The 26,945-nt window shown below is 70.5% G+C and carries 21 protein-coding genes and 3 pseudogenes; 8 read left to right on the top strand and 16 right to left on the bottom strand.

Annotation, left to right across the window (positions count from 1 at the left end):
* Window positions 1-118: 118 nt before the first annotated feature.
* The 3 genes from N4G66_RS32220 to N4G66_RS32210 are packed head-to-tail and all read right to left on the bottom strand — an operon-like array spanning window position 119 to window position 2,770.
* Window positions 119-1,132 carry an NAD(P)/FAD-dependent oxidoreductase gene (locus N4G66_RS32220; protein WP_261707799.1) on the bottom strand — a complete coding sequence of 338 codons (1,014 nt, stop codon included), beginning with the start codon at window positions 1,130-1,132 and terminating at the stop codon, window positions 119-121.
* Window positions 1,129-1,662 carry an isoprenylcysteine carboxyl methyltransferase family protein gene (locus tag N4G66_RS32215; RefSeq protein WP_261707798.1) on the bottom strand — a complete coding sequence of 178 codons (534 nt, stop codon included), beginning with the start codon at window positions 1,660-1,662 and terminating at the stop codon, window positions 1,129-1,131. Before N4G66_RS32215 ends, N4G66_RS32220 begins: the two co-directional genes overlap by 4 nt.
* A gap of 49 nt (window positions 1,663-1,711) precedes the next feature.
* Window positions 1,712-2,770 (bottom strand): type III polyketide synthase, encoded by a 1,059-nt coding sequence (locus N4G66_RS32210; RefSeq protein WP_261707797.1) that lies wholly within the window; start codon window positions 2,768-2,770, stop codon window positions 1,712-1,714.
* Between the two features lie 143 nt (window positions 2,771-2,913).
* Here N4G66_RS32210 and N4G66_RS32205 point away from each other — a divergent pair, with 143 nt between their 5' ends.
* The gene (locus tag N4G66_RS32205) at window positions 2,914-3,792 is read left to right on the top strand and encodes a UbiA family prenyltransferase (RefSeq protein WP_261707796.1); all 879 of its coding nucleotides are present in this window, start codon (window positions 2,914-2,916) and stop codon (window positions 3,790-3,792) included.
* A 273-nt stretch (window positions 3,793-4,065) separates the two neighbouring features.
* Here the strand turns inward: N4G66_RS32205 and N4G66_RS32200 are convergent.
* The 4 genes and pseudogenes from N4G66_RS32200 to N4G66_RS32185 form a co-directional block, all read right to left on the bottom strand.
* Window positions 4,066-4,323 (bottom strand): annotated as a pseudogene (locus N4G66_RS32200) (sugar ABC transporter substrate-binding protein); the annotation flags it as partial.
* A 297-nt stretch (window positions 4,324-4,620) separates the two neighbouring features.
* Window positions 4,621-5,208, bottom strand: a complete 588-nt coding sequence (locus N4G66_RS32195; protein WP_261707795.1) for a lamin tail domain-containing protein — start codon at window positions 5,206-5,208, stop codon at window positions 4,621-4,623.
* A 1,104-nt stretch (window positions 5,209-6,312) separates the two neighbouring features.
* On the bottom strand, window positions 6,313-6,516 hold the full coding sequence (locus N4G66_RS32190) for a cold-shock protein (RefSeq protein ID WP_037751662.1): 204 nt from the start codon (window positions 6,514-6,516) through the stop codon (window positions 6,313-6,315).
* 343 nt (window positions 6,517-6,859) lie between these two features.
* The gene (locus N4G66_RS32185; protein ID WP_261707794.1) at window positions 6,860-7,618 is read right to left on the bottom strand and encodes a hypothetical protein; all 759 of its coding nucleotides are present in this window, start codon (window positions 7,616-7,618) and stop codon (window positions 6,860-6,862) included.
* A 272-nt stretch (window positions 7,619-7,890) separates the two neighbouring features.
* On the opposite strand from N4G66_RS32185, the gene N4G66_RS32180 reads away from it, so the two are divergent.
* Window positions 7,891-9,447 (top strand): hypothetical protein, encoded by a 1,557-nt coding sequence (locus N4G66_RS32180; protein WP_261707793.1) that lies wholly within the window; start codon window positions 7,891-7,893, stop codon window positions 9,445-9,447.
* Window positions 9,448-9,673: 226 nt separating this feature from the next.
* Here the strand turns inward: N4G66_RS32180 and N4G66_RS32175 are convergent, their stop codons facing one another.
* Window positions 9,674-10,360, bottom strand: coding sequence for a M24 family metallopeptidase (locus N4G66_RS32175; RefSeq protein ID WP_261707792.1), 687 nt, complete (start codon window positions 10,358-10,360; stop codon window positions 9,674-9,676).
* 275 nt (window positions 10,361-10,635) lie between these two features.
* Between N4G66_RS32175 and N4G66_RS32170 the strand changes: the two genes are divergently transcribed.
* Window positions 10,636-14,739 carry a molybdopterin-dependent oxidoreductase gene (locus N4G66_RS32170; protein ID WP_391858924.1) on the top strand — a complete coding sequence of 1,368 codons (4,104 nt, stop codon included), beginning with the start codon at window positions 10,636-10,638 and terminating at the stop codon, window positions 14,737-14,739.
* A 73-nt stretch (window positions 14,740-14,812) separates the two neighbouring features.
* Here N4G66_RS32170 and N4G66_RS32165 read toward each other — a convergent pair whose 3' ends face one another.
* Window positions 14,813-15,316: an NUDIX hydrolase gene (locus tag N4G66_RS32165; protein ID WP_261707790.1), complete on the bottom strand. Its 504-nt coding sequence runs from the start codon at window positions 15,314-15,316 to the stop codon at window positions 14,813-14,815.
* 130 nt (window positions 15,317-15,446) lie between these two features.
* Between N4G66_RS32165 and N4G66_RS32160 the strand changes: the two genes are divergently transcribed.
* The 3 genes from N4G66_RS32160 to meaB are packed head-to-tail and all read left to right on the top strand — an operon-like array spanning window position 15,447 to window position 20,409.
* A complete protein-coding gene (locus N4G66_RS32160; protein ID WP_261707789.1) occupies window positions 15,447-17,255 on the top strand; it encodes a methylmalonyl-CoA mutase subunit beta in 1,809 nt (602 codons plus the stop codon).
* Window positions 17,255-19,429 carry a methylmalonyl-CoA mutase gene (scpA, locus tag N4G66_RS32155; RefSeq protein ID WP_261707788.1) on the top strand — a complete coding sequence of 725 codons (2,175 nt, stop codon included), beginning with the start codon at window positions 17,255-17,257 and terminating at the stop codon, window positions 19,427-19,429. The genes N4G66_RS32160 and scpA overlap by 1 nt, the downstream gene beginning before the upstream one ends.
* On the top strand, window positions 19,426-20,409 hold the full coding sequence (gene meaB / locus N4G66_RS32150; protein WP_261707787.1) for a methylmalonyl Co-A mutase-associated GTPase MeaB: 984 nt from the start codon (window positions 19,426-19,428) through the stop codon (window positions 20,407-20,409). Before scpA ends, meaB begins: the two co-directional genes overlap by 4 nt.
* A 16-nt stretch (window positions 20,410-20,425) precedes the next feature.
* Here the strand turns inward: meaB and N4G66_RS32145 are convergent.
* Window positions 20,426-21,196: pseudogene (locus N4G66_RS32145) on the bottom strand (ImmA/IrrE family metallo-endopeptidase); the annotation flags it as partial.
* Between the two features lie 8 nt (window positions 21,197-21,204).
* Between N4G66_RS32145 and N4G66_RS32140 the strand changes: the two are divergent.
* A pseudogene (locus tag N4G66_RS32140) lies at window positions 21,205-21,416 on the top strand (hypothetical protein); the annotation flags it as partial.
* A gap of 82 nt (window positions 21,417-21,498) precedes the next feature.
* On the opposite strand, the gene N4G66_RS32135 reads toward N4G66_RS32140, so the two are convergent.
* The 6 genes from N4G66_RS32135 to N4G66_RS32115 all read right to left on the bottom strand — a co-directional run bounded on the left by N4G66_RS32135 (window position 21,499) and on the right by N4G66_RS32115 (window position 26,174).
* Window positions 21,499-22,257 carry a CbtA family protein gene (locus tag N4G66_RS32135; RefSeq protein ID WP_261707786.1) on the bottom strand — a complete coding sequence of 253 codons (759 nt, stop codon included), beginning with the start codon at window positions 22,255-22,257 and terminating at the stop codon, window positions 21,499-21,501.
* 21 nt (window positions 22,258-22,278) lie between these two features.
* Entirely contained in the window at window positions 22,279-22,500 is a 222-nt protein-coding gene (locus N4G66_RS32130) for a CbtB-domain containing protein (protein ID WP_261707785.1), read from the bottom strand.
* A gap of 258 nt (window positions 22,501-22,758) precedes the next feature.
* A complete protein-coding gene (locus N4G66_RS46030; protein WP_391858923.1) occupies window positions 22,759-22,989 on the bottom strand; it encodes a transposase in 231 nt (76 codons plus the stop codon).
* A gap of 223 nt (window positions 22,990-23,212) precedes the next feature.
* Entirely contained in the window at window positions 23,213-24,151 is a 939-nt protein-coding gene (locus N4G66_RS32125; protein WP_261707784.1) for a sigma-70 family RNA polymerase sigma factor, read from the bottom strand.
* A 10-nt stretch (window positions 24,152-24,161) separates the two neighbouring features.
* The gene (locus N4G66_RS32120; RefSeq protein ID WP_261707783.1) at window positions 24,162-25,352 is read right to left on the bottom strand and encodes an NAD(P)/FAD-dependent oxidoreductase; all 1,191 of its coding nucleotides are present in this window, start codon (window positions 25,350-25,352) and stop codon (window positions 24,162-24,164) included.
* A 306-nt stretch (window positions 25,353-25,658) separates the two neighbouring features.
* Window positions 25,659-26,174 (bottom strand): YceI family protein, encoded by a 516-nt coding sequence (locus N4G66_RS32115; protein WP_261707782.1) that lies wholly within the window; start codon window positions 26,172-26,174, stop codon window positions 25,659-25,661.
* Window positions 26,175-26,325: 151 nt separating this feature from the next.
* Between N4G66_RS32115 and N4G66_RS32110 the strand changes: the two genes are divergently transcribed.
* Window positions 26,326-26,841, top strand: coding sequence for a MarR family winged helix-turn-helix transcriptional regulator (locus N4G66_RS32110; RefSeq protein WP_261707781.1), 516 nt, complete (start codon window positions 26,326-26,328; stop codon window positions 26,839-26,841).
* The last annotated feature ends 104 nt before the right edge of the window (window positions 26,842-26,945 follow it).

The following is a 26,945-nucleotide window of genomic DNA, read 5'->3' as shown; positions in this document are numbered from 1 at the left end:
ACCTCCGGATCGCAAGCATGACGAACCTGCACACCTGCACAGTGCGGTGACACACGCGAGGACAGGAAGCCGAACCCGGTTCACCTGAACAGGACGCGAGATCGCTCTGCCGTACGTGCTACTGCAGCGCGTGGACGGCCGCGGTGAACACCGGGGGCATCCGGGACGCCAGGGGGACGATCAGGCGGGCGGTGCCGGGGCGGCGGCTCGCGGTCAGCAGAGCTCCGGTCAGCAGTCGGTGACGGCGTGTCAGCAACGCCCACGCGCGCTCGTACTCCTCCACGCGCCCCGCCACGAGGCAGCGGACCGCGGCTCCGGCCGTCGCGAGCCCGAGCGCGATGCCCTCTCCCGTGAGGGCATCCACGTAGCCCGCAGCGTCACCGACGAGCAGGACGCGTCCGGCGACCCGGCGCCGCACCCGTTGCAGCAGCGGCCCGGCACCCCGCACCTCCGTCGCGGCGGTCCCGCGCAGCGACGCGGTGAGAGCCGGGAACTCGCCCAGGTGCTCGTCGTAGCCGCGACGCACCCGGCTGAGGACCGCGACCCCCACCAGGTCGTCGGCGACCGGTGTCACATAGGCCTCGCCGTGCCCTGACCAGTGAACCTCCACGAAGTCCGTCCAGGGCTCGACACGGTAGTGCCGGCGCAGTCCGTAGCGCCGGTGTGCGCCGCCGGGCAGTTCCAGCCCCAGGCCGCGGCGGACGCCGGAGTGCAGACCGTCTGCGGCGATCAGCCAGCGTGCCGTGAATCCCGCGGCGGTGACGCCGTCCGTGCTCTGGCGCACCTCCCCCACCTTGCCGGGCACGATCCGCACGCCGAGGCGGAGAGCGCGTTGGTGCAGGGCACTGTGCAACGCCGTTCGGCGGATTCCGAGCCCTCTGTGGCCGCGGAAGAGCGCTTCGGCGCGGGCGGCGCCGTCCACGTAGCGGATACCGCGCAGTTCCCTGCCGGTGACCTCGGCGCCCAGCGCCCGCAGTGCGGCGACGCCGCTGGGCATGACGCCTTCTCCGCAGGCCTTGTCCACGGGCGCGGTCCGTGGTTCGACGACCACGGCCTCCAGGCCGGCCAGCGCGCTGTGGATGGCGGCGGCCAGACCGGCCGGTCCACCACCGGCCACCAGGACGTCGATCACGCCGGAGCAGAGGTCAGCGAGGCGGTCATGTCGGCCAGTAGGCGGTTCTCGCACCGGATGCGCACGGTCAGAACGGCCGCGTTGGCCAGGGTGAAGAGGGCAGCGGTGACCCAGGCGGTGTGCACCAGCGGCAGCGCCACGCCCTCCGCGACGACCGCCACGTAGTTCGGGTGCCGCAGTACCCGGTACGGGCCACGGGCCACCAGGGGCAGGCCGGGCACGACGATCACCCGGGTGTTCCAGCGGGATCCCAGCGTGGCGATGCACCACCAGCGCAACGCCTGGGCGCCCGCCAGCACGGCCACCATCGGCCAGGCGAGAACCGGGAGGAAGGGCCGGTCGGCCAGCCCTGCCTCGACCGGGCAGCCGAGCAGCAGGGCGGTGTGCAGGGCGACCATCGCCGGGTAGTGGCCCCGGCCCGCCTCGATCGCGCCGCGGGCATGGCTCCACCGTTCGTTGCGGCGGGCGACGACGAGTTCGCCGACCCGTTCGGCGGCGACGGCGGCCACCAGCAGTCCGTACCAGATCATGTGTCCGTGTCCCACCGTTCCGTGTCGTGCGGCCGGGCGGCCGGGCGGCCTACCAGCGCAGCAGCACCATCTCGCAGGCGAAGCCGGGCCCCATCGCCAGAAGCACACCCGGCGTCCCGGTGGGCGGGCGGCGCGTGGCCAGCGTGTCGCGCAGCACATGAAGCACGGACGACGAGGAGAGGTTGCCCACTTCGGCCAGATGACGCCAGGTCACATCGAGGGCCCCGTCGGGCAGGTCGAGGGCTTCACCGACGGCCTCCAGGACCCTGGGTCCTCCGGGGTGGCACACCCAGGCGCTCACGTCCTTCGGCTTCAGACCGTGGTCGCCCAGGAACCCCTCGACGTCATCGGCGAGATGACGGCGCACCACGTCGGGGATCTCCGGGTCCAGGACGACCTGGAAGCCCGAACTCTTGATCTCCCAACCCATGATGCCGCTGCTCTCGGGGTACAGCCGGCTGCGCGTGTCCACGATCGTGGGGCCGACGGCTTCGCCCGTACGACGCGAACCACAGGCGACCACCGCCGCGGCGCCGTCGCCGAACAGACCGGTGGCGACCATGTTGGCCAGGGAGGCGTCACCGCGCTGGAACGTGAGCGAGCACAGCTCGACCGACAGCAGCACCGCCACCTGGTCGGGCCGGCCCAGCAGATAGTCGTGCATCCGCGACAGGCCCGCGGCACCCCCGGCGCAGCCCAGGCCGAACATCGGCAGCCTCCTGACGTCCGGCCGCAGTCCCAGGCGGCCCGCGAGCCGGGCGTCGATGGAGGGCGCCGCGATGCCCGTGACGGAGGTGAACACCAGCAGGTCCACGTCGGTGGCGGACAGACCGGCCAGGCGCAGAGCTTCCCGGACGGCCTTGGCCCCCATGTCCGTAGCGGCGGTGATGAAGACGTCGTTCGCGGCGCCGAAGCCGTCCAGGACCTCGTACTGTCCGAGTGGCAGCGTCATGTGGCGGGTACGGACCTTCGCACCGCGGTGCAGCCGGTCCAGGACACGGCGGTCGGCGCCCTCGGGCAGACACGTGCGGGCCACCATGTCCGTGATCTCGGACTGGACGTGATGGTGCGGCGCGAGGGCACCGTGCACGGCGGCGATCCGCGTCATAGGGCTCCCGTCCGAAAACCGACTGGGTTGGGCTGCTCTGCAGGCCTTCCCCGCACCGGCACTTCGCCACCAGGGATCGCCCGTCCGGCGGTTCGTCCCGTGGCGCGCCCGAGCCGGCGGACGGAGCCTCCTAGGATCGCCGGGTGGGTACTCCCGAGCACTCGACGACCGGTGACACCGCGGGAAATGGGACCGGCCCGGTGGGCGGTCTGGGCAGAGCGTGCCACCTGGGGCCCGTCGTGGCCGTCACCTCGCTGGCGGCGGCGCTGGCCGTGATCGCCGGCCGTGGGACCGGGGGGTGTGTCCTGGTCGGCGCCGCCGTCATGACGGGGCAGTTGTCGGTCGGCTGGTGCAACGACGCGTTCGACGCGCGGCGGGACACGGCCGCGGGCCGCCATGGCAAGCCGGTGGTGGACGGCGCGATCACGGTGACACAGGTCTGGACTGCCGCGTACGCCGCGCTGGCCCTGTGTGTGCCGCTCTCCCTGTTCTGCGGTCTTTGGGCCGGCGCAGTTCACCTGGCCGCGGTCGGGGCGGGTTGGGTGTACAACGTGCTGCTCAAGGCCACCCGTTGGTCCTGGGCACCTTACGCGCTGGCGTTCGCCGCGCTCCCGGCGTTCGTCGCGCTCGGGCTGCCGGGCCATCCGTGGCCGGCCTGGTGGGTCGTCGGCGCCGGGGCGCTCCTGGGGATCGGAGCGCATCTGGGCGATGTCCTGCCGGACATCCGTGGGGATCTGGCGACGGGTGTACGAGGGTGGCCGCAGCGACTGGGGCCCGATCGCGCGCGGCTGCTGCTCCCGGTGCCTCTGGTGATCGCGTCCGCGCTGCTGGCGCTGGGGCCCGCGGGCCCGCCCGGCAGGCGCGAAATGGTAGCCCTGACCGTGGTCTTGCTGGTGGCGGTGACGGGGACGGTACTGGGACGCCGCTGGGAACGGCTGGCGTTCGCGACGGCGATCGTCGTGGCAGCGGTGGATGTGACCCTGCTGCTCAGCGGCATCGGGATCGGGACGGGGCCGCCCTGAGCTCGCCCGACCGCGCGAGGGCGCCTTCCCCTCCCCCGTCGGCCGCTCCCGGAAGCTGCTTGACCGGCTTCCCGGCGGGCGCCCGGATCGTCGCCCGCACGGCGTCGAGACCCGTCGGTCCGTCGGACAGGCGTGTCTCCTGCGTCAGGCCGGACCGCGGGTCCCGATGGTGGTTCCCGACATGAGGGGACGCACCCTGCCGACGACGACCGGAGAGCCACGCGCTGTGCACGCCCATGGGGAGGGGGTGGCGCACGGGTCGAGCGGCGGCTGCTTGAGCTCGGCGTCCGTGTAATGGCCGCCCTCCACCAGCACGTTCTCGTAGTTGGTCTTGTCGACGCCCGTCGGCTGCAGCAGGTAGGCGGGCACGACCTTGGACCTGTTGTCACAGGTGCTGGTGTCGTTGACGTTCGGCTTCCTGCCGTTGAGTACGTCGTCGGCCATGTCCACTGCCATCTGGGCGAGTTGACGCAGGTCCTTGTAGACGGTCTGTGTCTGCTGACCCGCGATGATCGACTTGACCGTTGTGAGACCTGCCGGTTCGGGGCGTCGTCTCCGTAGACCAGCCGGGTCTTGTACCCCTTGTCCTTCCGGGGCCGCTCGCGCTCCCGAACGCTCTGCGGAGCCTTCGGCGATCGCCCCGGCCGAGCGGGTCGTCGGACGGAACGGCCGCGTGCGCCGGACGCAGAAGACCCGCACCGTCCGGTGCGGGTCCTCCTCGGCGAGACCGTCCAGCAGACCTAGCGATCACGGGGTCCGGCAGCACCCGGCCTTCAGCCGGTCACCTCATTGTCCGGCCCCGGAACGGGTGTGCCCCCCAAGGGCCGTTCAGCGGCCGTGGTGACCGCCGCCGTGGTTGTCGCCGTGGCCGTGGTTGTCGCCGTGGCCGTGGTTGTCGCCGTGCCCGCGGTGGTCGCCGTGCCCGCGGTGGTCGTCACGGCCGTGGTCACGGTCGTGGTGCCGGCCCCAGGAGACGCTGTCGACGAAGCGGCCGCGGTCGTTCTTCAGCGTGGCGGCGTCGGAGCGGTTGTCCCACACCTCGTTGCGGCGGTCCTGGTAGAGGTCACGGCTGGTGTCGCGGCCGTAGCCCGTGTGGATCCGGACGGTGGAACGGCCGGCCAGGGTGTAGTGCCGGAAGGTGTAGCGGTTGCCGTCCTTGTCCGACAGCGTCCAACCGTTCAGGTTCACGCCACGGCGAGCGGTGTTGGTGATTTCCACCCACTCCGCGTTCAGGGAACGGCTGGAGCGGTCATTGAAGCCCGGCGCGTCGGCCTGGACCCTGCTGATGGCGACGTGAGTGCGCTCGAAGCGCGGCTCCGCGGCGGAGGCGGAGACGGCGGTCGAGCCGATCATCGCGCCGGCGGCGAGGGCCGCGGCCACCATACGGCGGGCCGTGACAGACGTGGAAACGGACATGAATGCTCCTCAAGGTTCGAGAGCCGGCACACCCCGTACGAGCACCCCACTGCGGGGAACTGCACGGTGCGACCCTGTGCGAGTCCCGGCCCGGTGGCCGAGGACTCATAAGTTGCTCCACATCCCCGCCCGGGACGGGCAACACCCGACCCCTGTTACCAATTGCGAACATGTCGGTTACAGATACCTGTATCAGTCCTTTAAGTACTGAAAGCCGAAGAGTGATGCCCTGTCATCGCCAACTCCCGTACTCCTACAGGATCTAGGCCATTTACGGGCATCCAGCACATCGTCGCACCGCCCCCGGCCGTCACCCGAAAGTGAGTAACACCCCTCCGCTCCGATCCGACGGCATGCCGAGGCCTGCGGGGTCCATAACCCCGCGGTCTTGTCACCGCGACAGGATCCCGGTCCGATGGACGGCGTCTCGCCGTCGCGTTCCCGGCAGTCCGTCAGCCGGTGATGGTGCGGCCGGACACCGGGAAGCAACGCGGGGCCCACTCGGCCAGGGTGCCTCAGTCGCCGTCCCGATCCAGGAGGCCGCACGGGCCGGACGGGTGATCGGTGCCCGCCTGGTCGGCGGCGCCTGCGGCCTTCGGCCCACGACGGCGTACGCGTCGCACCCGAACCGCCGCTGAAGGACTGCTGAAGGGCTGCTGAGCCGACGAGCCCGGGGCCCGCTTCCGCGCGGCGTCAGGAATCACACACATCATCAACACGGCCGCAGGCCAAGGAATCGATGTGGGGGTACTCGGCATCACCGGGAGCGACATCTGCCGGCCGTCACCACGACTGGGAAGTGCGGGCGGCTGCGAGTCGCTGACGGCTGAAGACCACAGGAGTTCGCACACCTCACCATGGCCCTGCGTGAGCGGGGGGGCGTGGACGAGCATGACGGCCGCACTCGGGTCGTCGGAGCCTCGGCACCGGTGGCGCCGGAAAGGAGGTGCGTACCCGTTTCGCGGGCGAGTGGCACGCTGCCGCTGCGTCGTTACGTGCCCCGGCCACCCTCCAGGGGAAGCGGCGGAGCCCTCTGATCCGCCGCAATGCACGGTGCCTCAACGTGGGTGTTCCTTGAGGCACCGTGCCGGCGTGACGCAAAGGTCAGGCGGGGGTGATGTTCTCCGCCTGGGGGCCCTTCTGACCCTGGGTGATGTCGAAGGTCACCGCCTGGCCTTCCTGGAGCTCACGGAAGCCACTCGCGTTGATGTTGGAGTAGTGCGCGAAGACGTCGGGGCCGCCGCCGTCCTGCGCGATGAAACCGAAGCCCTTTTCGGCGTTGAACCACTTGACAGTTCCGCTGGCCATGCCAGTGCCTCTCACTCGATGACGGATCCGCACCGCGCGGACCCGGAGGTAGTCGTCCTGGTCCTCGGGCACTGCACAGCAAAACGCCCGCACCACGGCGCGGGCAGGTACTGCGAACCACGACATCTGCCAGCGACGTTACACGGCGAGAGCGCCTCTCACCAGAGAGCAAGGGTCGTCAGGTGGACCGGTACTGCCGCCACATGCGTGCCATGACGACTCCGCCGCCCCGCACATGCCGGGTCGCCGACCGGCGTCGACGAACGGGCCGTCCATGGCTCACCGTCACAAACCGCCCGCCAAGGTGGCATCAAACGGGATCAAGAAGGCGATCATGCAGTACTCAGGCCTCGCCGCCAGGCTGCGAGCGGCGCCGTCCCGACAGCTCCAACTGTTGATGCAGAGTGCTCCCGGTGATGTCGGCCGCAGTTCCGTACTGCCGGTTCGTCTTCGGTGTTTCCGGGGTGGTGAGGCGTGGTTGCCGCCCGTACGGATGGTCTTCCGCCCAGCGGACCGCGAAGGGTGCCGCCATCCCCGTGAGCGCGAACAGTGCTCCGAGGACGTACCGGCCGGGGCGGCCCCAGGTGACACACAGCGTGGTGAGGAGACCTGGCCCGATGGCCTCGGCCAGTCCGGCGCCCAGGCCGAACACGCCGAGGTACTGGCCTGTGGCATGCGGCGGGGCGAGCGTGAAGGACATCTCGAAGCCCGCGGCGGAGTGCCACAGCACACCGACCGCATGGATCACGACCGCGGTGATGAGAAGGACCGCGGCGGCCCACGCAGGTACCCCCGCGGACAGCGGCACCACCGAGCACGGGACAAGAAAGGCCGTCCCTGCCCGGCGATAGGCATGTCCGCCGGCCACGGGCGAACCGACGCCACGACTGACCCGCACCTGGAGCACGACGACCATGGCGGTGCCCGTGATCATGGTGGCCGAGATGAGCCGGCGAGGGGTGGCGGCGGCACCGGCCAGCCAGGGCGGGATGGCCACGGTGAGCACCTTGAACTGGATGGCCATGACGCCGTCCAGCACGGTGAGCAGCAGGTAGGGGCGGTCCCGGAGCGCCGTCCAGCGAGGGCCGCCGGTGGCGGGCACGGGCGCGACAGGACTCCATGCCACATGGCGATCAGTAAGGACCACTAGAGCTTTTTGTATATTACTTGCAAGAGCAAGTCGCTTGCCCGAGTCGGCTGTTCGGGGAAACGCGCCCTGCTTGTGCCACCCGGCGCGAAACGCGCGGGGCGTCTGCCATCCAGCGGGACAGGTGGGTCGTAGACCCTCGGTGCGGGCTCTGTCGCCGCGCGCCTACTGACCGTACGCTGACAAGTCATAGAACTTCAGGCATGATTGACGGGGGGGGAACCGTCATGTCCTGGGATCAACAAGGTGCTCGTGACGACTTCGTCGTTCCACCGATGCCGACCGCGCCGCCGCCCGCTCCCGCCCATCCATGGCGGGCCCTCGCAGTGGCGTTGCTCAACCTCAGCGGGCTCGGGCTCGGTTACGCCGTCGTGCGCCGCTGGGGGCTGATGGCGGTCTGCTGGGTCGCGACGGCGATCCTGCTGCTCGTGGCCCTGCCCGCGGACCCGGACGGGGTCCCCGGCGCGACGGTCGTGCTCTACCTGATCTTCCTGGTGCTCGCCGCGGCACACGGCGCGTCCGTGGGCCTGCGGACACGGTTGGCCTTGCTGCCGAGCGCCTTGATCGCGGCCGCGCTCGGCGTCGTGCTGCTGGCCGTTCCCGCCGGAGGAGTCGTCCTGTACGACGGGGCGCGCGACGAAGCCAGGGAGCAGATGCTCCTGGACCGGCTCGACCGTGCGGACAAGCTGGTCGAGCAGTCGGGGAAGCAGACGTTCGAAACGGCGGAGGCCGACTACCGCCGCGCCCTGGCCGTCTACAGCGCGCTCGGCGAGGACCACCCGGGTTCACGCGCGGCCCAGCGCGTTCCCGACCGGCTCAAGACCTACTACGCCACGGTCGGGGCTCCCTACGCACAGAAGAACTACTGCTCCGCCGTAGCCCCGTTGAAGTACCTGCGTACGGTCCCGCGCACGGTGGGCAGGAAGGAACTCGGAGATCTGGCCACCTGGCCCGACGACCGGCTGGCCACGTCGCTCTACGAGTGCGCGGCGGCGTCGCTCGGCGGCACAGGCGCTGACTGGACCTCGCAGTTCGGCGAACTCCTGTCGACATTCCCCAAGTCCGCACAGGCCGGGAAGGTCGAACCCGCCGTGAGGACCGCGGTCGACAAGGCGGTCAAGTCCGTGAGCGGCGACGACCCCTGTGCCGCCGTCCAGCAACTGAACGGCCTCGACACCCAGGTCCGCGGACTGCCCGGGGAACAGGCAGGCTTGGCCGACGCCCTCGGCAAGGATGCCGACCGGGCCTCGCAGAGCGCGCGTTCGGGCGCGTACGCCTGCGGTGTGCACCAGTACAAGGACGGGAACTTCAGTGACGCCGTCACCACCATGAACGACTTCGCCAAGAACAACCCGCACCACAAGAGCCGGGCGCGCGCCCAGAAGATAGCCATCGCCGCGGAGGTCGCGCAGACGGTGCCCGCGGCCGGCAAGCGTCTGCCGACCACGGCATCGGGCGGCAGCATCGCCGTCACGGTCAAGAACGACAGCCCCGACGACATCACGGTCCTGTACACGGGACCGGTGACCGGAAGCTTCAACCTCAAGGCCTGTGGGAGCTGCAGCACATACACCCTCGGCAGCACGCTGGGGATCGGCTTCAAGCCGTGCAGTGACAGCGGCAAGCACTACCCCCAGCGGACCATCCGGCTGCCCGTCGGCACCACCTACTTCGTGCACAAGTCCCGGAGCGGCACCGGAAAGTCCCCCGCCTCGGACACCGCCAAGCTGTCGCCCGGCTACATCTACACCGAGTGCGCGTACACAACGAGTCTCGGCTACTGAGGCGACGGCCGGGCCCGGCCGGTCTCCGCGGCACCCGGATGCTCGCCAACCGCCTCTGGAACAGGACGGGAACAAGCGGGGCCAGGCCCACCGAGGCCTGGTCGCCGCCCCGGGAGTGGACGGCCCGGACGGTCCAACGGCCCGGCGGCAGCGGGACATCCGCCTGCTCCGGGAGTCCCGGGGCAGCGGCACCCGGACCCGCTCGCTGACGTACCTTCACCAATCCTCAGAGGTCGAGCAGTTCCTCGTAGAAGCCTCCGAACTCCCGCTCCGGGTCGACGAGATGGATCTCCAGGATCCAGTGCAGAAGCCGCCCTGCCTCGTCCGTGCGGCGCAGCGGCTTGTCGTTGGCGGGCACGATGTGGGAGTCGACGTCCTCCCAGTTCTTGTACTCGGGCGGGAACGCGCCGACCAAGTGGCCGACGTGCCAGCCGCCCAGCTGCCAGCCCGCTTCGGCCGCCAGCCGTTCGACCTCGGCGTAGAGCTGTTTGCCGGTGATGTCCGGGTCTGCTTCGAAGGCGCGGCGTCCTGCCGCGAAGACGGTCGCCAGGTCGTCGCGCAGGCGGTGCTTGACGGCGTCCTCGCCCAGTACGAAGGTCCGCCCGAAGTCGGCCTCGAACTCCTCGAAGATCGGCCCGAAGTCGGCGAAGACGATGTCGTCCTCGCCGATGACCCGGTCCGGCGGGTTCTCTCGGTAGGGCTGGAGCGTGTTCGGCCCGGACCGCACGATCCGCTTGTGCCAGTAGTGGGTGGTCCCGAACATCTCGTTCGCCAGGTCACGGATCCTGTCGCTCACCGCGCGTTCGCCCTGGCCCGCCGCGACCAGCTGCCTCGTCTCGATCTCGGCGAACAGCGACGCCGCCTTGGCCTGGGCGTCCAGCAGTCGGGCCGCGCGTGTGGATTCATCCGTCATGGCGTCCACCGTAGGAGTTCCGATTCGGACCCGGCAAGGGTATCGATCACCGCGCACCCCCGCGCCTCCGGCATCCCCGCAGGCCACACCTCACAAGCACCGGAGCACCGCTGTGTGGAGCGCGTAACCCCCGGTGATCGAGCGGTGTGACAACCGCGTAATGGGACCTTCGTAGCGTCGGTGGAGGAAGGTACCGATCACACGGAGGGCCGCTCGTGACCACGACCACCCAGCAGGTACGGACGGTCTGCTCGTACTGCGGTGTCGGCTGCGGGATGGTCCTCGACATCGGAATGGGCGCGGACGGACGGCGTACGGTCCTGAAGGCGTCCGGTGACAAGGCGCACCCCGCCAACTTCGGACGCCTGTGCACCAAGGGCGCGACCACTGCGGACATGCTCGCCGCCCCCGGGCGGCTGACCTCCGCCCTCGTGCGCGCGGAACGGGGGGAGGAGGCCGAGTCCGCCCCGGTGGACACCGCGATCGCCGAGACCGCGCGCCGACTGCGGGCGGTGATAGACGAGCACGGCCCGGACGCCTTCGCGTTCTACGTCTCCGGGCAGATGAGCCTGGAGGCCCAGTACCTGGCGAACAAGCTGGCCAAGGGCTTCGTACGGACGAACCAGATCGAGTCGAACTCCCGGCTGTGCATGGCCAGCGCGGGCACCGGCTACAAGTTGTCGCTGGGCGCGGACGGCCCGCCCGGCTCGTATCAGGACTTCGAGCATGCCGACGTCTTCTTCGTCATCGGCTCCAACATGGCCGACTGCCACCCCATCCTCTTCCTCAGGATGATGGAGCGGGTCAAGTCGGGCGGCGCCAAGCTGATCGTCGTCGACCCGCGCCGCAGCGCGACCGCCGACAAGGCGGATCTGTTCCTGCCGGTCCGGCCCGGAACGGACCTGGCGCTGCTCAACGGCCTGCTGCACCTGCTGTACGAGAACGGGCACACCGACCCCGAGTTCATCGCCGCGCACACCGAGGGGTGGGAGGCGATGCCGGAGTTCCTGGCCGACTACCCGCCCGCCGCGGTCGCCGACATCACCGGCGTCCCGGAGGACGACATCCGTGCGGCGGCCCGGCTCATCGGCGAGGCCGGGGAATGGATGAGCTGCTGGACCATGGGCCTCAACCAGTCCACGCACGGCACCTGGAACACCAACGCGCTGGTCAATCTGCATCTGGCGACGGGCGCGATCTGCCGGCCCGGCAGCGGTCCGTTCTCGCTGACGGGTCAGCCCAACGCCATGGGCGGCCGGGAGATGGGGTACATGGGTCCGGGGCTGCCCGGCCAGCGGTCGGTGCTGGTCGACGCGGAGCGCGCTTTCATCGAGGAACTGTGGGAGCTGCCCCCCGGCACGGTCCGCAAGGACGGGGTCGGCCAGGGCACGATCGAGATGTTCCAGAAGATGGCCGACGGGGACATCAAGGCGTGCTGGATCATCTGCACCAACCCCGTCGCGTCCGTGGCCAACCGCAAGACCGTCATCGAGGGCCTGGAACGGGCCGAGTTCGTCGTCACCCAGGACGTGTTCGCCGAGACGGAGACCAACGCGTACGCGGATGTCGTCCTGCCGGGAGCGCTGTGGACCGAGACGGAGGGCGTCCTCGTCAACAGCGAGCGCAACGTCACGCTCGCCCGGCCCGCGGTGGATCCGCCGGGGGAGGCGATGGCGGACTGGCGGATCATCGCCGCCGTCGCCCGCGCGATGGGATACGAGCGGGGTTTCTCGTACGACAGCGCGGAAGAGGTCTTCGAGGAGATCAAGCGCGCCCACAACCCGAAGACGGGCTACGACCTGCGGGGCGTCACCTATGACCGGCTGCGGTCCACCCCGGTGCAGTGGCCCTCCGCACGTGAGGACGGTCCCGACCGCAATCCGATCCGCTACGTGGGCGAGGACGGCGGCGGTCCGGTCTTCCCCACGGCGAGCGGCCGGGCGGTGTTCCACGCCCGGCCGCACATCGCTCCCGCCGAGATGCCGGACGACGACTACCCGTACGTCCTGAACACCGGCCGGCTGCAGCACCAGTGGCACACCCTCACCAAGACGGGCCGGGTCGCCAAGCTCAACAAGCTCGACCCCGGGCCCTTCGTGGAGCTGCACCCGGACGACGCCGCCGCGCTCGGTGTCGCCGACGGCGATTCGGTGGAGGTCGCCTCGCGGCGTGGCCGGGCGGTGCTGCCCGCCGCGGTGAGCGACCGGGTCCGGCCCGGCTGCTGTTTCGCGCCCTTCCACTGGAACGACCTGTTCGGCGAATACCTGAGCGTCAACGCCGTCACCAGTGACGCCGTCGATCCGCTGTCCTTCCAGCCGGAGTTCAAGGCCTGCGCGGTGTCCCTGACGAAGGTGGCGACCCCGGTGACGGTGACGGCGCCGCCCACGGCCGGCAGCGAGGCCGGCGCCCGTCCCGGCGAGGTGAAGGCTGCCGCGTCCGGTGGGCCGGCCATGGCGGCCGCCCTCCCCGCGGGTCCCGCCGGCGTCTTCGGACTCCAGCCCGCTCCACCGCCGGTTCTGGCCGAGCACGAGCGCCAGTACCTGATCGGATTCCTCGCCGGCCTCGAATCGGGCGCTGCCGGGGTGCCGGTGCTGCCGCCGGGGGCGCCCTTCAGCCCCGAGCACGCGCTGTGGGTGAACGGTGTGCTGGCCGGTCTGTACTCCCGGGCCGCTCCGGGAACGCCATCCCGGTCCGGGGCACCTGCCGTCCCGGTCCGGGAGGTCGTCGTGCTGTGGGCCTCGCAGACCGGCAACGCCGAGGAGTTCGCCACGGCGGCCGCCGACCGGCTCACCACCACCGGGCACAAGGCCACCCTGGTCGACATGGACGACGCCCACCCGGGTGAGCTGCCCACCGGCGCCGACATCCTCCTGATCACCAGCACCTTCGGCGACGGCGACGCCCCCGACAACGGCTCCGGGTTCTGGGACGCCCTGGCCGCACCCGACACACCCCGCCTGGACGGCGTCCGCTACGCGGTCCTCGCGTTCGGCGACTCCTCCTACGAGGACTTCTGCGGCCACGGCCGCCGCCTCGACCAGCGCCTCGACGAACTGGGTGCCGTACGGCTGGCCCCGCGTACGGACTGCGAGCCCGACTACGAGCCCTCGGCCATGGCCTGGCTCGACCGGGTCCTCACCTCACTGACGGACGGCTCGGAAACGGTCTCGCCGCCCGCGCCCACCCCATCGGCCGCTGCCCCGGGGCGATCGTCCGCTCCCCTCATGCCGTCGTCCGCTCCCCTGGCGAGGAAGACAGCCCCCGTCACCACCCGCCTGATCGGCAACCGATTGCTGAGCCTGCCCGGAGCGGGCAAAGAGGTCCGGCGCTTCACCTTCGACACCCGCGAGAGCGAGACCCCGCTCGTCTACCAGGCCGGCGACGCACTCGGCGTACGTCCCGCCAACTCACCGGACCTCGTCACGGAATGGCTGGCCACCACCGGGCTCGCCCCGGACAGCGCGGTGAACCTGAACGGCAGCGGGGAGATCCAGGGAATCCCCTTTCACGAGGCCCTGCACCGGCACCTCGACATCACCCGGATCACCCCCGACCTGCTGCGCTTCGTCGCCGAACGCACCCGCGACCGGGTGCTGAAGAAGCTCCTGCGCCCCGACAACAAGGATGAGCTGGCCAAGTGGTCCTGGGGCCGTCAGGCCGTCGACGTCGTCGCCGAACACCCTGTCCGCGCCGGCGCCCAGGAGTGGGCCGAGGTGCTGAAGCCTCTCCAGCCCCGGCTGTACTCCATTTCGTCCAGCCCGCTGACCGACCCCCACCTCGTCTCGCTCACGGTCTCCGTCGTCCGGTACGAGAACCCGGAGGGACGACCGCGCCAGGGTGTCTGCTCGCCCTTTCTCGCCGACGCGGCCCCCGGCACACCCGTACCGGTCTTCGTCCAGCCCTCCCCGAAGTTCCGGCCCCCGGCCGACCCCGCCACGCCCATGGTCATGGTGGGCCCGGGCACCGGGATCGCCCCCTTCATCGGCTTCCTGGACGAACGTCGCGCCCTCGGCCACCGCGCGCCCAACTGGCTCTTCTTCGGCGAACAGCACCGGGCCACGGACTTCTACTACGAGGACGAACTGACCGCCCTCCTCGCCGACGGCACGCTCACCCGCCTCGACACCGCCTTCTCCCGCGACCAGCGCGCCAAGGTCTACGTCCAGGACCGGATGCGCGAACACGGCCCCCAGCTGTGGTCCTGGCTGCAGGAAGGCGCGCACTTCTACGTGTGCGGCGACGCCTCGCGCATGGCCAAGGACGTCGACCGGGCCCTCCGGGACATCGCCATCGCTCACGGCGGCCACAGCGTGGAAGGCGCCGCCGCGTACGTCAAGCAGCTCGCCGCCGAGAAGCGCTATGTCCGCGACGTGTACTGATCGGCTGCGCGTCAGCGGCTCACCGAGGCGGGTACGCGGACCTGCTACCCGTCGAGGGCCGTCGTCCCCGCGGTCAGGGCGAGGTACCGGTGGACCCGTTCGATACATGGCCGAGTTCGACGGGTGCGGCGGGTGGGCCGTCGCGTCGTACGGCGGCCAGCAGCGCCGGGAGTTGTGGCGGCCACAGCCGCTCCACGGCTTCCGACATATCGCCCGGCGACCACCATCTCCCCCCGAGAATGCCTTCCGCCGCCTGAGACAGGCGCAGCGCACCCGCGGTTTCCCGGCGAGGCCCGTACGCGAGGAAGATGTGTTCGTGCTGCCGCACGGGAACGCCGGCCCGGGTGAAGTCGTGCTCCCAAAGACACAGCACGGTGCCGCCGAGTTCGATGTCCGTCCACCCGGTCTCCTCGCGCGACTCGCGCCCGGCCGCCTGCAGCGGTGTCTCGCCCGGATCCATTCCGCCGCCGGGCAGCGCCCAGTGGACGCCGACCTCCTCGTTGTCGTACCGGAACATGAAGACGGCCCCCGCCGGGTCCAGTACCGCGACTCTGGCCGCCTGCCTGGGTATACGCATCGGTTCACCCTGCCAGAGCGGCCCGAAGGTGTCGATCAGGCGGCTGAGATCTGGATCACCGGCACCAAGAGGTCAAGGTCACAGGCTTCGCCTCTGCTGTCGCTCCAGAACTCTGACCTAGCATCCGAGCATGACAGTCCTGCCCAATGACGGGCTCGCGCTGGCCGCCGAGTTCCCTTCCGCGACCCATGACCAGTGGCAGCTCCTGGTAGAAGGCGTGCTGCGCAAATCGGGCAAGGAGGTCTCGAGCGCGACAGCCGAAGACGCGCTGTCCACCTCGCTCGAGGACGGGCTCGCCACCCGGCCGTTGTACACCGCGCGTGACACGACCACCGATCCCGGTTTTCCCGGATTCGCCCCCTTCGTCCGAGGGAGCCGGCCCGAGGGCAACACCGCCGGCGGCTGGGACGTACGCCAGCGGCACACAGCGGCCGACAACGCCCTGGTCCTCGGCGACCTGGAGAACGGCGTCACCTCGCTGTGGCTCGCCGTCGGCGAGGGCGGCATCCCGGTCTCCTCGCTCGAGAGCGTCCTCGCCGGCGTCTACCTCGATCTGGCGCCCGTCGTCCTCGACGCGGGACCCGACGTCGCATCAGCGGCCCGGGAATTGTTCCGGCTGTACGAGGAACGCGGCGTCGTGCCGAGTGAGGTGCGCGGCAACCTCGGCGCCGACCCCCTCGGCCATGAGGCCCGTACCGGATCCGCGATGGACTTCGCTCCCGCCGCCTCGCTCGCCCTCCGGTGCGTGGACGAGTACCCGGGGCTCCGGGCGCTGACCGTGGACGCGCTGCCGTACCACGAGGCCGGCGGCTCGGCCGCGCAGGAGCTGGGCGCCTCGCTGGCGACCGGTGTCGCCTATCTGCGGGAGCTGACCGGAGCGGGGCTCTCCGTCGAACAGGCTTGTGCACAGGTCGAGTTCCGGTACGCGGCGACTGCCGACCAGTTCCTGACCATCGCCAAGCTGCGGGCGGCGCGCAGGCTGTGGGCGCGGGTCGCCGAGGTGTGCGGAGCGCCGGGCGCGGGTGCGCAGGTGCAGCACGCCGTGACGTCACCGGTGATGATGTCGCGCCGCGACCCGTGGGTGAACATGCTGCGCACGACCATCGCGACGCTCGCGGCCGGGGTCGGCGGCGCCGACTCCGTCACCGTCCTGCCCTTCGACCACGTTCTCGGTCTGCCGGACGCCTTCGCGCGGCGCATCGCCCGCAACACCTCGACGATCCTCATCGAGGAATCGCGTCTGTCCCGAGTGATCGACCCGGCGGGCGGCTCCTGGTACGTGGAGAAGCTCACCGACGAACTCGCGCACGCGGGCTGGGAGTTCTTCCAGGGGATCGAGCAGAGCGGTGGTCAGGCCGCCGCGCTTCGCTCGGGGCGTCTCGGCCGGGATCTGGCGAAGACCTGGGAGGCGCGCTCGGCGAAGCTCGCCAAGCGGCGTGAACCGATCACCGGCGTCAGCGAGTTCCCGAACCTGGCCGAGCGCCCGGTGGAGCGCCTGCCCGCCCCCGAGGCACCGTCCGGCGGCCTGCCGCGAGTTCGGCGCGACGAGGCGTACGAGGAGCTGCGGGCCCGCTCCGACGCGCACCTCGCCGCCACCGGGGCCCGTCCCCGGATCTACCTGGCCACGATCGGCCCCGCCGCCGCGCACACCGCACGGTCGACGTTCGTCGCGAACCTGTTCCAGGCCGGTGGCATCGAGCCGGTCACGGACGGCACGTTCGAGGACAGCGGAGCCACCGAGGCCTGTCTGTGCTCCAGTGACGCCCTGTACGAGGAGCAGGCCGCGAACACGGCCGAAGCCCTCGCGGCGGCCGGCGCCCGGCATGTGTTCCTGGCCGGCCGTCCCGGGCAGTACCCCGGTGTGGACGCCTATGTCTTCGCGGGCTGCGACGCCGTCGCCGTCCTCTCCGCCACCCTCGACCGCATGGGAGTGTCCTGATGGGAATCCCCGACTTCTCCGGAATCGAACTGGGGACGCCCACCACCGAAGGCAGCGCCGACGAGTGGAGTGCCGCCGCAGAGAAGGCCACGGGCGGGAGCGAGGCCGTCTGGGAGACCCCGGAGGGCATCGCGGTCAAGCCGCTGTACACCGGCCGTGACACGGAAGGCCTGGACTTCCTCGGCACGTACCCGGGCATGGCCCCGTACCTTCGCGGTCCGTACCCGACGATGTACGTCAACCAGCCCTGGACGATCCGCCAGTACGCGGGATTCTCCACCGCCGAGGAGTCCAACGCCTTCTACCGCCGCAACCTCGCGGCCGGCCAGAAGGGCCTGTCGATCGCCTTCGACCTGCCCACGCACCGCGGTTACGACAGCGACCACCCACGGGTGACGGGCGACGTCGGCATGGCCGGTGTGGCCATCGACTCCATCTACGACATGCGCCAGCTCTTCGACGGCATCCCGCTGGACAAGATGACCGTGTCGATGACGATGAACGGCGCCGTGCTGCCCGTTCTCGCGCTGTACATCGTGGCGGCCGAGGAACAGGGCGTGCCGCCCGAGAAACTGGCCGGGACCATCCAGAACGACATCCTCAAAGAGTTCATGGTCCGCAACACCTACATCTACCCGCCGAAGCCGTCGATGCGGATCATCTCCGACATCTTCGCGTACACCTCGCAGCGCATGCCGCGCTACAACTCCATCTCTATCTCCGGGTACCACATCCAGGAGGCGGGCGCGACGGCCGACCTGGAGCTGGCGTACACGCTCGCGGACGGCGTGGAGTACATCCGGGCGGGCCGCGAGGCGGGCCTTGACGTGGACGCGTTCGCGCCGCGGCTGTCCTTCTTCTGGGCGATCGGCATGAACTTCTTCATGGAGGTCGCCAAGCTGCGGGCAGCTCGCCTGCTGTGGGCGAAGCTGGTGAAGCAGTTCGACCCGCAGAACGCCAAGTCCCTTTCCCTGCGTACCCATTCGCAGACGTCCGGCTGGTCGCTGACCGCGCAGGACGTGTTCAACAACGTGACGCGTACGTGTGTGGAGGCCATGGCCGCAACGCAGGGCCACACCCAGTCGCTGCACACCAACGCCCTGGACGAGGCGCTCGCGCTGCCCACCGACTTCTCCGCGCGGATCGCCCGCAACACGCAGCTGCTGCTCCAGCAGGAGTCCGGTACGACCCGGGTCATCGACCCGTGGGGCGGCAGCGCGTACATCGAGAAGCTGACGAACGACCTCGCGCGCCGCGCCTGGCAGCACATCGAGGAGGTCGAGGCGGCGGGCGGCATGGCGCAGGCCATCGACGCCGGCATCCCCAAGCTCCGGATCGAGGAGGCGGCGGCCCGCACCCAGGCCCGTATCGACTCCGGCCGCCAGCCGGTCATCGGCGTCAACAAGTACCGGGTCGAGACCGACGAGAAGATCGACGTCCTCAAGGTCGACAACTCCTCCGTACGCACGCAGCAGATCGAGAAGCTGCGGCGGCTGCGGGCGGAGCGCGACGAGCGGGCGTGCCAGGACGCGCTGGACGACCTGACGCGGGCGGCCGGCGGTGAGGGCAACCTGCTGGAGCTGGCGGTGCGCGCGGCCCGTGCGATGGCCACCGTCGGGGAGATCTCCGACGCCCTGGAGAAGGTGTACGGGCGGCACGCGGGCCAGATCCGTACGATCTCCGGGGTGTACCGCAACGAAGCAGGGGAGTCCCCGTCCGTGGACCGAACCCGGGCCCTGGTGGACGCGTTCGAGGAGGCCGAGGGCCGTCGCCCGCGCATCCTGGTCGCCAAGATGGGCCAGGACGGCCACGACCGCGGCCAGAAGGTGATCGCGACCGCCTTCGCCGACCTCGGCTTCGACGTGGACGTCGGCCCGCTGTTCCAGACGCCGGGCGAGGTCGCCCGCCAGGCGGTGGAGGCGGACGTGCACATCGTGGGCGTCTCGTCGCTGGCCGCGGGGCACCTGACCCTCGTACCGGCGCTGCGCGAGGAACTGGCGGCGGAGGGCCGCGAGGACATCATGGTCGTGGTCGGCGGGGTGATCCCCCCGCAGGACGTGCCGACCCTGCTGGAGATGGGCGCGGCGGCCGTGTTCCCGCCCGGGACGGTGATCCCTGACGCGGCGTACGACCTCGTCCAGCGGCTCTCTGCCGACCTCGGGCACGCCCTGTGATCGAACTCGACACCTACGTCAAGGGTGTACTCGACGGGAAGCGGGCGCTCGTCGCCCGCGCCATCACGCTCGTCGAGTCCACCCGGCCCCAGCACCGGGCGCTGGCGCAGGAGTTGCTGACCGAGCTGCTCCCGCACAGCGGCAAGGCGCGGCGGATCGGCATCAGCGGGGTGCCGGGCGTGGGCAAGTCGACGTTCATCGACGCGTTCGGCACCATGCTCACCTCGCTGGGGTACCGGGTAGCGGTGCTCGCCGTCGACCCGTCCTCCACCCGTACCGGCGGCTCGATCCTCGGCGACAAGACCCGTATGGAGCGCCTCGCCGTGGACCCGGCCGCCTTCATCCGCCCCTCCCCCACCGCGGGCACGCTCGGCGGGGTGGCCAAGGCGACCCGCGAGTCGATCGTGGTGATGGAAGCGGCCGGCTACGACGTGGTGCTGGTGGAGACGGTCGGGGTCGGCCAGTCCGAGACCGCGGTCGCGAACATGGTCGACTCCTTCCTGCTGTTGACGCTGGCCCGCACCGGTGACCAGTTGCAGGGCATCAAGAAGGGTGTCCTGGAGCTGGCCGACGTGATCGCGGTCAACAAGGCGGACGGCCCGCACGCGCGCGACGCGCAGTCCGCCGCGCGTGAACTGGCGGGCGCCCTGCGGCTGATGCACGGCAGGGACGCGGCCTGGACGCCTCCGGTGCTGAGTTGCAGCGCCCGCGAGTCGGCCGGCCTGGACACCGTCTGGGACCGCCTGGAACAGCACCGCACCCTGCTCGACTCGACCGGCCGTCTCGCCGACAAGCGCCGTGACCAGCAGGTCGACTGGACCTGGCAGATGGTCCGCGACGAGCTTCTCGGCCGCCTGCACGCCGATCAGGCCGTACGGGCCATCACCCCCGACCTCGAACGCCAGGTGCGGGAGGGCGGGTTGACGGCCACGCTCGCTGCGGAGCGCATTCTGAAGGTGTTCGGCGGCGAAGGCCGCTGAGTCGCGCGGGCGGTGCGTGGAAGCTGCGGTACGGCAGGATCAGCGCCGCGGCGAAGTAGTTCGCGATGCCGATGCGGGCCAGGTCGTGGGCGGGTGAGCCGGACTCGAAGTCCTCGGCGGCCTGGCGGTCGAGTTCAACGCCGTTTTCCAGCATGGCCAGTTGGGTCGCCATGCGGAAGGCGCGCTGTCCGGGGCGCAGCCGGCTGGACAGATGGAGGGTGCGGGTCGCCCGGTCGAAGTGGTGGAGGCGGTCTCCCACGGCCGCGGCCGTCCGGACGCCGTGCCGTTCGGCGAGCCCGGCCGTCAGCGCGCGGACGACGTCACCGGGCCGGATGCCGATGTCCTCGGCCAGTTCCTCCGCGGCGAGGTCGGTGTCGTGCAGGTAGTTCTGACGGCGGTGGAAGAAGTCCCGGATCTCCTCATGGGGTGAGCGGGGCGTCGCGCCTTCGCCGTCCCGGCCGTCCGCGGTTCCGGTGAGCCGCTCGGCCAGGAGCTGGTTGCGGCGGCCCAGATCCAGCAGGACGTTCGCCACCGCGGGCATCCGCGAGGCCAGTTCGGCGAGGTCGTTCGGGGACACCCTCGCTTCGGTGATCTCCTCCGCCAGCACCTCCCGCAGGTCCGCCACCAGGCGGGTGGTGTCCCGGTCGGAGAAGAAGCCGGGGTCCACCCCGAAGGCTTCGGTGAGTCTGAGCAGGACCGGCACGGCGAGCGGCCGCGAGTCGTGCTCCATCTGGTTGAGACAGCTGGGCGAGATACCCAGGAGACGGGCCGACTCGGCCTGGTTCATCCGGCGTTCCTCGCTTGTACGACATCCACCCCCGCGCGTGCCCAGCACGGCGGAGGCCGCCGAGTTGCTGCGGGCCGGACTGAGGGCCATCCCCGCCGAACGGCTGTGGGTGAACCCCGACTGCGGCCTGAAGACCCGTGGTTGGCCCGAGACTCGGGCCTCGCTGGAGAACCTGGTCGCCGCAGCCCGCGCGGTGCGTGAGGAGCTCTCCGTGTCCTGATATCGGGGCGGCCCGGCCAGGGGCCGTACATCGCGAGAAAGCCCCCGGAAGCATCCGGGGGCTTTCTCGTGTCCCGAAGAATTCAGTTCGCGGCCGGAACCGATCGCCCGGACGGGACCGTCGCGGGCCTGGGGTTGAGCATGCGCTCGGCCAACTCGCCGAAGACGAGGCCGAATCCACCCCACAGCACGGTCTGGATCGCCAGCGCCGAGAGCCGGAACCGCCACAGCAGGGTGGCCGGGAAGTCCCCCGGTACCTCGTTGATCACGGGCAGGAACTCGTAGGCCAGGCCGATCAGGACGGCGAAGGCGGCCACCGCGGAGACGGTGGCGTACCAGGTGCCCAGACGGGGTGCGAGACGCTTGCCGAGGATGGTGGCACCGACCGCCAGGAGCACGCTGAGGACCATCATCAGGAAGTACAGCGTGGTCCGCTTGCCGATGGTGTCGGGGTCGCCGACCGACGGAGGATTGGCCGGGTACTTCAAGAACGGCACGACGTACACGGCGAGGAGCGCGGTCCCGGACAGCAGGAGCGCGGTCGCGCGGGCGCTGAAGCGGCCCACGCGGCCGAGTGCGAAGCAGTAGGCGAGCGCGGCGATGCCGCCGAAGGAGATGCCGTAGATCAGGACGCCGGTGGCGAGGCCGGCGGTGGACTGGAGGCTGCGGGAGACGAGTTCGACCTCGTGCCCGTGCGCGGGAGCGTGGGCTTCCTCGAAGCCGATCGCGCTGTCGACGCTCGGTTCACCGAGCAAGTAGGCGACGACCAGGGCGAGTACGCCGGCCGCGAGCCCGGCGAGCATGCCTCGCACGAGCAGGTTTCTTACCGTTGCGGAGTTCATGGGTGTGTGCTGTCCCTCGCGTCAGTGGCAGGGGAAACCGAGCAGGTGGCGGGCGTCGTGCACCCACTCGTGGACGTCCTCGCCGGAGACGACGGAGGTGGCGCCCTGTTCGGCGCCGACGAAGTACAGCAGGACCAGCATCAGGATGCCGAAGAAGACCGCCCAGGGAGCTATCGCCTTCAGCGGCAGCGTGGCGGGAACGACGGGGGTGGTGGTTGTCGGCTGGGCGACGGTCTGCGCCATGGCAGAACCTCCTCGGGAGTTCGCGTCCCATCTCGGTGGTGCACAGGATGACGCCTACGGGTCTGACTCACGGGGCGCCCAGCGTGGCTGGGGCGTCTCGTTCACAGTGGCGCGACCGTGCCGGATTTCCGCCGGCTTCCGTCTTGACGTCATCAATACCGGACCGACCGTACCGCGTGGTGGGTACCTGGCCAAGACCGCACCACCTGGGGTGATCTTCCTCTCCTCCCAGGTGGCGGGTCCGCTGTGAACGGCGGGTCACCGGTGCCGGTTCGGACGACGCCCTCGACGGGGCCGCACGCTCTGGCTGTCCACGATGGCCGCACTTGGAGTGGGATCACGGCCGAGCTGTACCCGCTCGCGTTCACGCAGCGCCTTCAACATCCGCTCCCACACGCACTCTTGCTGCCACCGCCGCCAGTAGTGGTAGACCTTCTGCCACGGCGGCAGATCATGCGGCAGCAGTCTCCAAGCACAGCTGGCCCGCAGCTAGTACCTCCAGCGCGTTGAGGCTTTTCAGACGCCCTCTGAGACGTGCCGGTGGTAAGCCGCGCACGTCGTGAAGCCCCGCCGACGGGACAGCAACGGTCTGTCTCGCGCCCTGCTGATTCGGGAGCCGACGTGCTTCGGCGCCCGTGCTGCTGTGCAGCGCGGGCGCCGAAGGGGTGCCGTCCTCGCTCCGACTCAGGTCACTGGACTCCGGTGGCTCCGGTCACCAGGCGTTGATGACCGGCGCGTCGGGTTCGTGCTGCCGCCAGGCCTCGTTGAGGCGCGCGAGCCGGTCCGCGGCGGCGATGCCGCGCAGGGACGCGACCTTGCCGTCGCTGACTTCGAACGCCACGGCGCCCACGACCCGGTCGTCGACCACGGCGAGGACGGCCGGGGAGCCGTTGACCAGGGCGATATGCATCGCGGGCGAGCCGCCGGCCAGCCGCCGCTTCGCCGGAGTGGGCTTGAAGCCGGCCCGCACGTAGGAGGCGACCCGCTCGCGCGTCTTGTACCGCAACAGCCGCGTGCCCAGTCCGGCGCCGTCCGAGACCGCCGTCACGTCGTCGGTGAGCAGCGCCACCAGCCGCTCGGTGCGCCCCGACATGGCGGCGGCGAGGAATTCCTCGACGACCCGGCGCGCGGACGCGGGGTCGGCCTCCCCGCCGCGGCGGCGCTCGGTGGCGACCCGGATCCGGGCCCGGTGGACATGCTGCTGGCTCGCGGACTCGGTGATGTCGAGGATCCCGGCGATCTCGGCGTGGCTGTACGAGAAGGCCTCACGCAGGACGTAGACGGCCCGTTCGACCGGCGAGAGCCGCTCCAAGAGGGTCAGGACGGCGAGGGACACCGATTCTCGCTGCTCGAAGGTGTCGGCCGGGCCGAGCATGGGGTCGCCCTCGAGGAGCGGCTCGGGCAACCAGGCACCGGCCGCTCGCTCGTGGCGCGCCTGCGCCGAGCGGAGCCGGTCGAGGCAGAGATTGGTGACGACCTTGGTCAGCCACGCTTCCGGCACCTCGACCCGTTCGCGGTCTGCGGCCTGCCAGCGCAGGAACGTGTCCTGCACGGCGTCCTCGGCGTCGGCGGCCGAGCCGAGCAGACGGTACGCGAGCGAGGCCAGCCGGCCCCGGCTGGCCTCGAACCGATCGATGGCTGCGCTGTCCATGCGGAACAGCCTATGCAGCGGCCCTCACACCGGCCCGGTCAGACGCGGTGGCCAGGCGGCGCTTGCGCTTCGGCATGCCGAAGGTCGGATGGGCGATGCCCCACCCGGCCCCCTTGAGCACGCCCGACTTCAGCCGCGCAGCGGTCCGGCCGCCCAGGTACCAGGACCTCGACCGGACGTCCCTGTCCACCATCTGGAAGATCGCGTCCCGCCGCCCGAGGCTGATGTGGTTGCCGTGGTACTTCAGCCCGGTGGTCGGGACCTCGCTGCCCGTCAGGCGCGCGATGATCGCGGCGGTCGCCTGCATGTTGGTGAAGCCGGCCGAGGCGCAGGACATCGGCAGCGGCCGGCCGTTCTCGCCGATCGCGTAGGCGCAGTCACCGGCGGCGTAGACGTCCGGGTGCGAGACGGAACGCATGGTGCGGTCGACGGCGATCTGGCCGGTCTCGGCGACCTCCAGGCCGCTGGCGGCCGCGATGGGGTGCACGGCGAACCCTGCCGACCACACGGTCACGTCGGCCGGGATGGACGTACCGTCGGCGGCGATCGCCCGTGTCGGCTCGACGGCTTCGATGCCGGTGTGCTCGTGGACGGTGATGCCGAGCCGGTCGAAGGCATGGCGCAGGTGACGGCGGGCCTTCGGGGAGAGCCAGGCGCCCAGCTCGCCGCGGGCGGCGAGCGCGATCGAGAGGTCGGGCCGGGACTCGGCGAACTCGGTGGCGGTCTCGATGCCGGTCAGCCCCTCACCGACGACCAGCACGGTGCCGCCCTCGCCCAGGCCGGCCAGGCGCTCGCGCAGACGCAGCGCCGAGGACCGGCCGGTCACATCGAAGGCGTATTCGGTCACGCCGGGGACGCCGTGGTGGGCTACGGAGCTGCCGAGCGCGTAGAGAAGCGTGTCGTACGCGAGCTCGCCATCGCCGTCCTCGCCGGTCACGGTGACGGTCCTGCGCCCGGGGTCGACGCCGGTGACGCGCGCCAGGCGCAGTCGCACCCCGGTGCCCGCGAATACGTCGGCGAGCTTGCGGAATGCGAGGTCCTGGCCGGTCGCGAGCTGGTGGAGCCGCATCCGCTCAACGAAGTCGGGCACGGCGTTGACGACGGTGATCTCGATGTCGGAGGGGGAGAGCCGGCGGGCCAGGTTCCCGGCGGCGAAGGCTCCGGCATATCCGGCGCCGAGTACGACGATGCGGTGCTTCATGGCGTTGCTCCTGTCTCGTTCGCGTGCCCTTCGAACGAGACGGCGCCCCGATTGCCGACAGATGCCGGGTGTGACGCGGATCACCGAACAGACGCGCAGTAGGTCGCAGATCATCCAGGCATCCGCCGCCTGCGCTTGGTCCGGAAGGTGGGGAAGCATCGGTCGTCCCGCCCCAACCACCTGACTGGGGCGGGGCGACCTGTGCGTGACACAGGACAAGGCCGTGGCGGGGCATCAAGCCCGGGAAGCGAGTGTCTGATCAACGGCGGATCTGCTGATCAAGGAGGGGGCGAGCGCGTCGGCTCTTCAGACGGCCGCGCGGGCGAAGGTGAGCGTCGCGGTGACCGTGGTCCGGCCGCGGATCATCCCCAGCTGGTTCCAGACCATCCCGAACTGCTCCCGGTCCACGGTGAACTCCGTGGCGAGGCTGATCGCGTCGTCACTCGATGCGGTGACGTGGGTGGCGACGGTCTGCGGGCTGCTGGTACCCCGGACGGTCAACTGGCCGGTGATCTCGGCGGTGTCGTCCTGGGGCACCGCTGCGTCATGGACGCTGAAAGCGAGCGTCGGGTGGTTCTCGGTGTCGAAGAAGTCACTGCCGCGCAGATGCTCGTCCCGCTTCGCGTTCCTGGTGTCCAGGGACCTCGCGTCCACGCTGACGACACCGTGGACGGTCCCGTCGGGCTTGATCTCGCCCTCGCCCGTGAAGCTGCCGAAGGCGCCCTTCACCGTGACCAGGCCCCACATGGTCCGATGCGCGATGGCCACGGTGGAGCGGGCGGGATCCAGCTGCCACAGGCCGGTTTCGATGACGACGGTCATGGGAGTTCTCCAGAAGGGTTGAAGAGGAAAGGAAACGAGGAGCCGCATCCGCGATCTGAGCGCTGGGACCGCACCCAGTAGTCCAAATTTGGATGACTCCCGGCACGCTAGCGGGTTATCCAAAAATGGACAACCGTTAGACTGTGACACCATGGCCGACTCTCCAGCCCCCGCCGATCAGCCCGAACGTGCGCCGTCGGACGACATCGGGCTCCTGCCGCCCGAACTGCGTTCCTGGATGCAGCTGTTGGCCGCGGCCGGCGCGATCGAGCAGCAGCTCCGCTCGCGGGTGAAGGACGCGATGGGGATCTCGCACGACGAGTTCCTGGTGCTGTGCCTGCTCGCCGATCAGCCCGGCTCCAGCCTGCGGATGACACGGATCGCGGAACTGCTGGGCCGCCCCAAGACGCGGCTGACCTACCAGGTGGCCTGCCTGCAGCACGCGGGGCTGGTCACCAAGAACTCCGCATGCGGCGACCGGCGCGGCGTCGAGGTGGCACTCACCGACAAGGCCCGCATTCTGCTGAGCGAATCATCCCGTCCCCTCGCCGACGCGGTCGCCGAGGCCATCGCGCGAACGGCCTGCGCCCAGCGGTACACACAGTTGCAGTACCTGCTGCCGACGAGCCAGGGCTCAGGGGAAGACACCACCGAGCAGAAGAAGTAGCCGCAAGGAACCGAACCTGGAGCTCGTCAGAGGGCGGTACGTGACCTGATGTCCGGTTCGGTCTCGCCTGATCGTGTGACTGTGGGAACTCCCAGCCGGTCGAT

Origin of the sequence: Streptomyces rhizosphaerihabitans (assembly GCF_025399795.1) — a bacterium.
Lineage (GTDB): Bacteria > Actinomycetota > Actinomycetes > Streptomycetales > Streptomycetaceae > Streptomyces > Streptomyces rhizosphaerihabitans.
This window is presented reverse-complemented; position numbering and strand designations above follow the sequence as displayed.

Excerpts from the sequence above, each read along its gene's own strand:
- N4G66_RS32215 (WP_261707798.1), bottom strand. The coding sequence starts at position 1,662 with ATGATCTGGTACGGACTGCTGGTGGCCGCCGTCGCCGCCGAACGGGTC.
- N4G66_RS32210 (WP_261707797.1), bottom strand. The coding sequence starts at position 2,770 with ATGACGCGGATCGCCGCCGTGCACGGTGCCCTCGCGCCGCACCATCAC.
- N4G66_RS32195 (WP_261707795.1), bottom strand. The coding sequence starts at position 5,208 with ATGTCCGTTTCCACGTCTGTCACGGCCCGCCGTATGGTGGCCGCGGCC.
- N4G66_RS32190 (WP_037751662.1), bottom strand. The coding sequence starts at position 6,516 with ATGGCCAGCGGAACTGTCAAGTGGTTCAACGCCGAAAAGGGCTTCGGT.
- N4G66_RS32180 (WP_261707793.1), top strand. The coding sequence starts at position 7,891 with ATGTCCTGGGATCAACAAGGTGCTCGTGACGACTTCGTCGTTCCACCG.
- N4G66_RS32175 (WP_261707792.1), bottom strand. The coding sequence starts at position 10,360 with ATGACGGATGAATCCACACGCGCGGCCCGACTGCTGGACGCCCAGGCC.
- N4G66_RS32170 (WP_391858924.1), top strand. The coding sequence starts at position 10,636 with ATGGTCCTCGACATCGGAATGGGCGCGGACGGACGGCGTACGGTCCTG.
- N4G66_RS32165 (WP_261707790.1), bottom strand. The coding sequence starts at position 15,316 with ATGCGTATACCCAGGCAGGCGGCCAGAGTCGCGGTACTGGACCCGGCG.
- N4G66_RS32160 (WP_261707789.1), top strand. The coding sequence starts at position 15,447 with ATGACAGTCCTGCCCAATGACGGGCTCGCGCTGGCCGCCGAGTTCCCT.
- scpA (WP_261707788.1), top strand. The coding sequence starts at position 17,255 with ATGGGAATCCCCGACTTCTCCGGAATCGAACTGGGGACGCCCACCACC.
- N4G66_RS32135 (WP_261707786.1), bottom strand. The coding sequence starts at position 22,257 with ATGAACTCCGCAACGGTAAGAAACCTGCTCGTGCGAGGCATGCTCGCC.
- N4G66_RS32130 (WP_261707785.1), bottom strand. The coding sequence starts at position 22,500 with ATGGCGCAGACCGTCGCCCAGCCGACAACCACCACCCCCGTCGTTCCC.
- N4G66_RS32125 (WP_261707784.1), bottom strand. The coding sequence starts at position 24,151 with ATGGACAGCGCAGCCATCGATCGGTTCGAGGCCAGCCGGGGCCGGCTG.
- N4G66_RS32120 (WP_261707783.1), bottom strand. The coding sequence starts at position 25,352 with ATGAAGCACCGCATCGTCGTACTCGGCGCCGGATATGCCGGAGCCTTC.
- N4G66_RS32115 (WP_261707782.1), bottom strand. The coding sequence starts at position 26,174 with ATGACCGTCGTCATCGAAACCGGCCTGTGGCAGCTGGATCCCGCCCGC.
- N4G66_RS32110 (WP_261707781.1), top strand. The coding sequence starts at position 26,326 with ATGGCCGACTCTCCAGCCCCCGCCGATCAGCCCGAACGTGCGCCGTCG.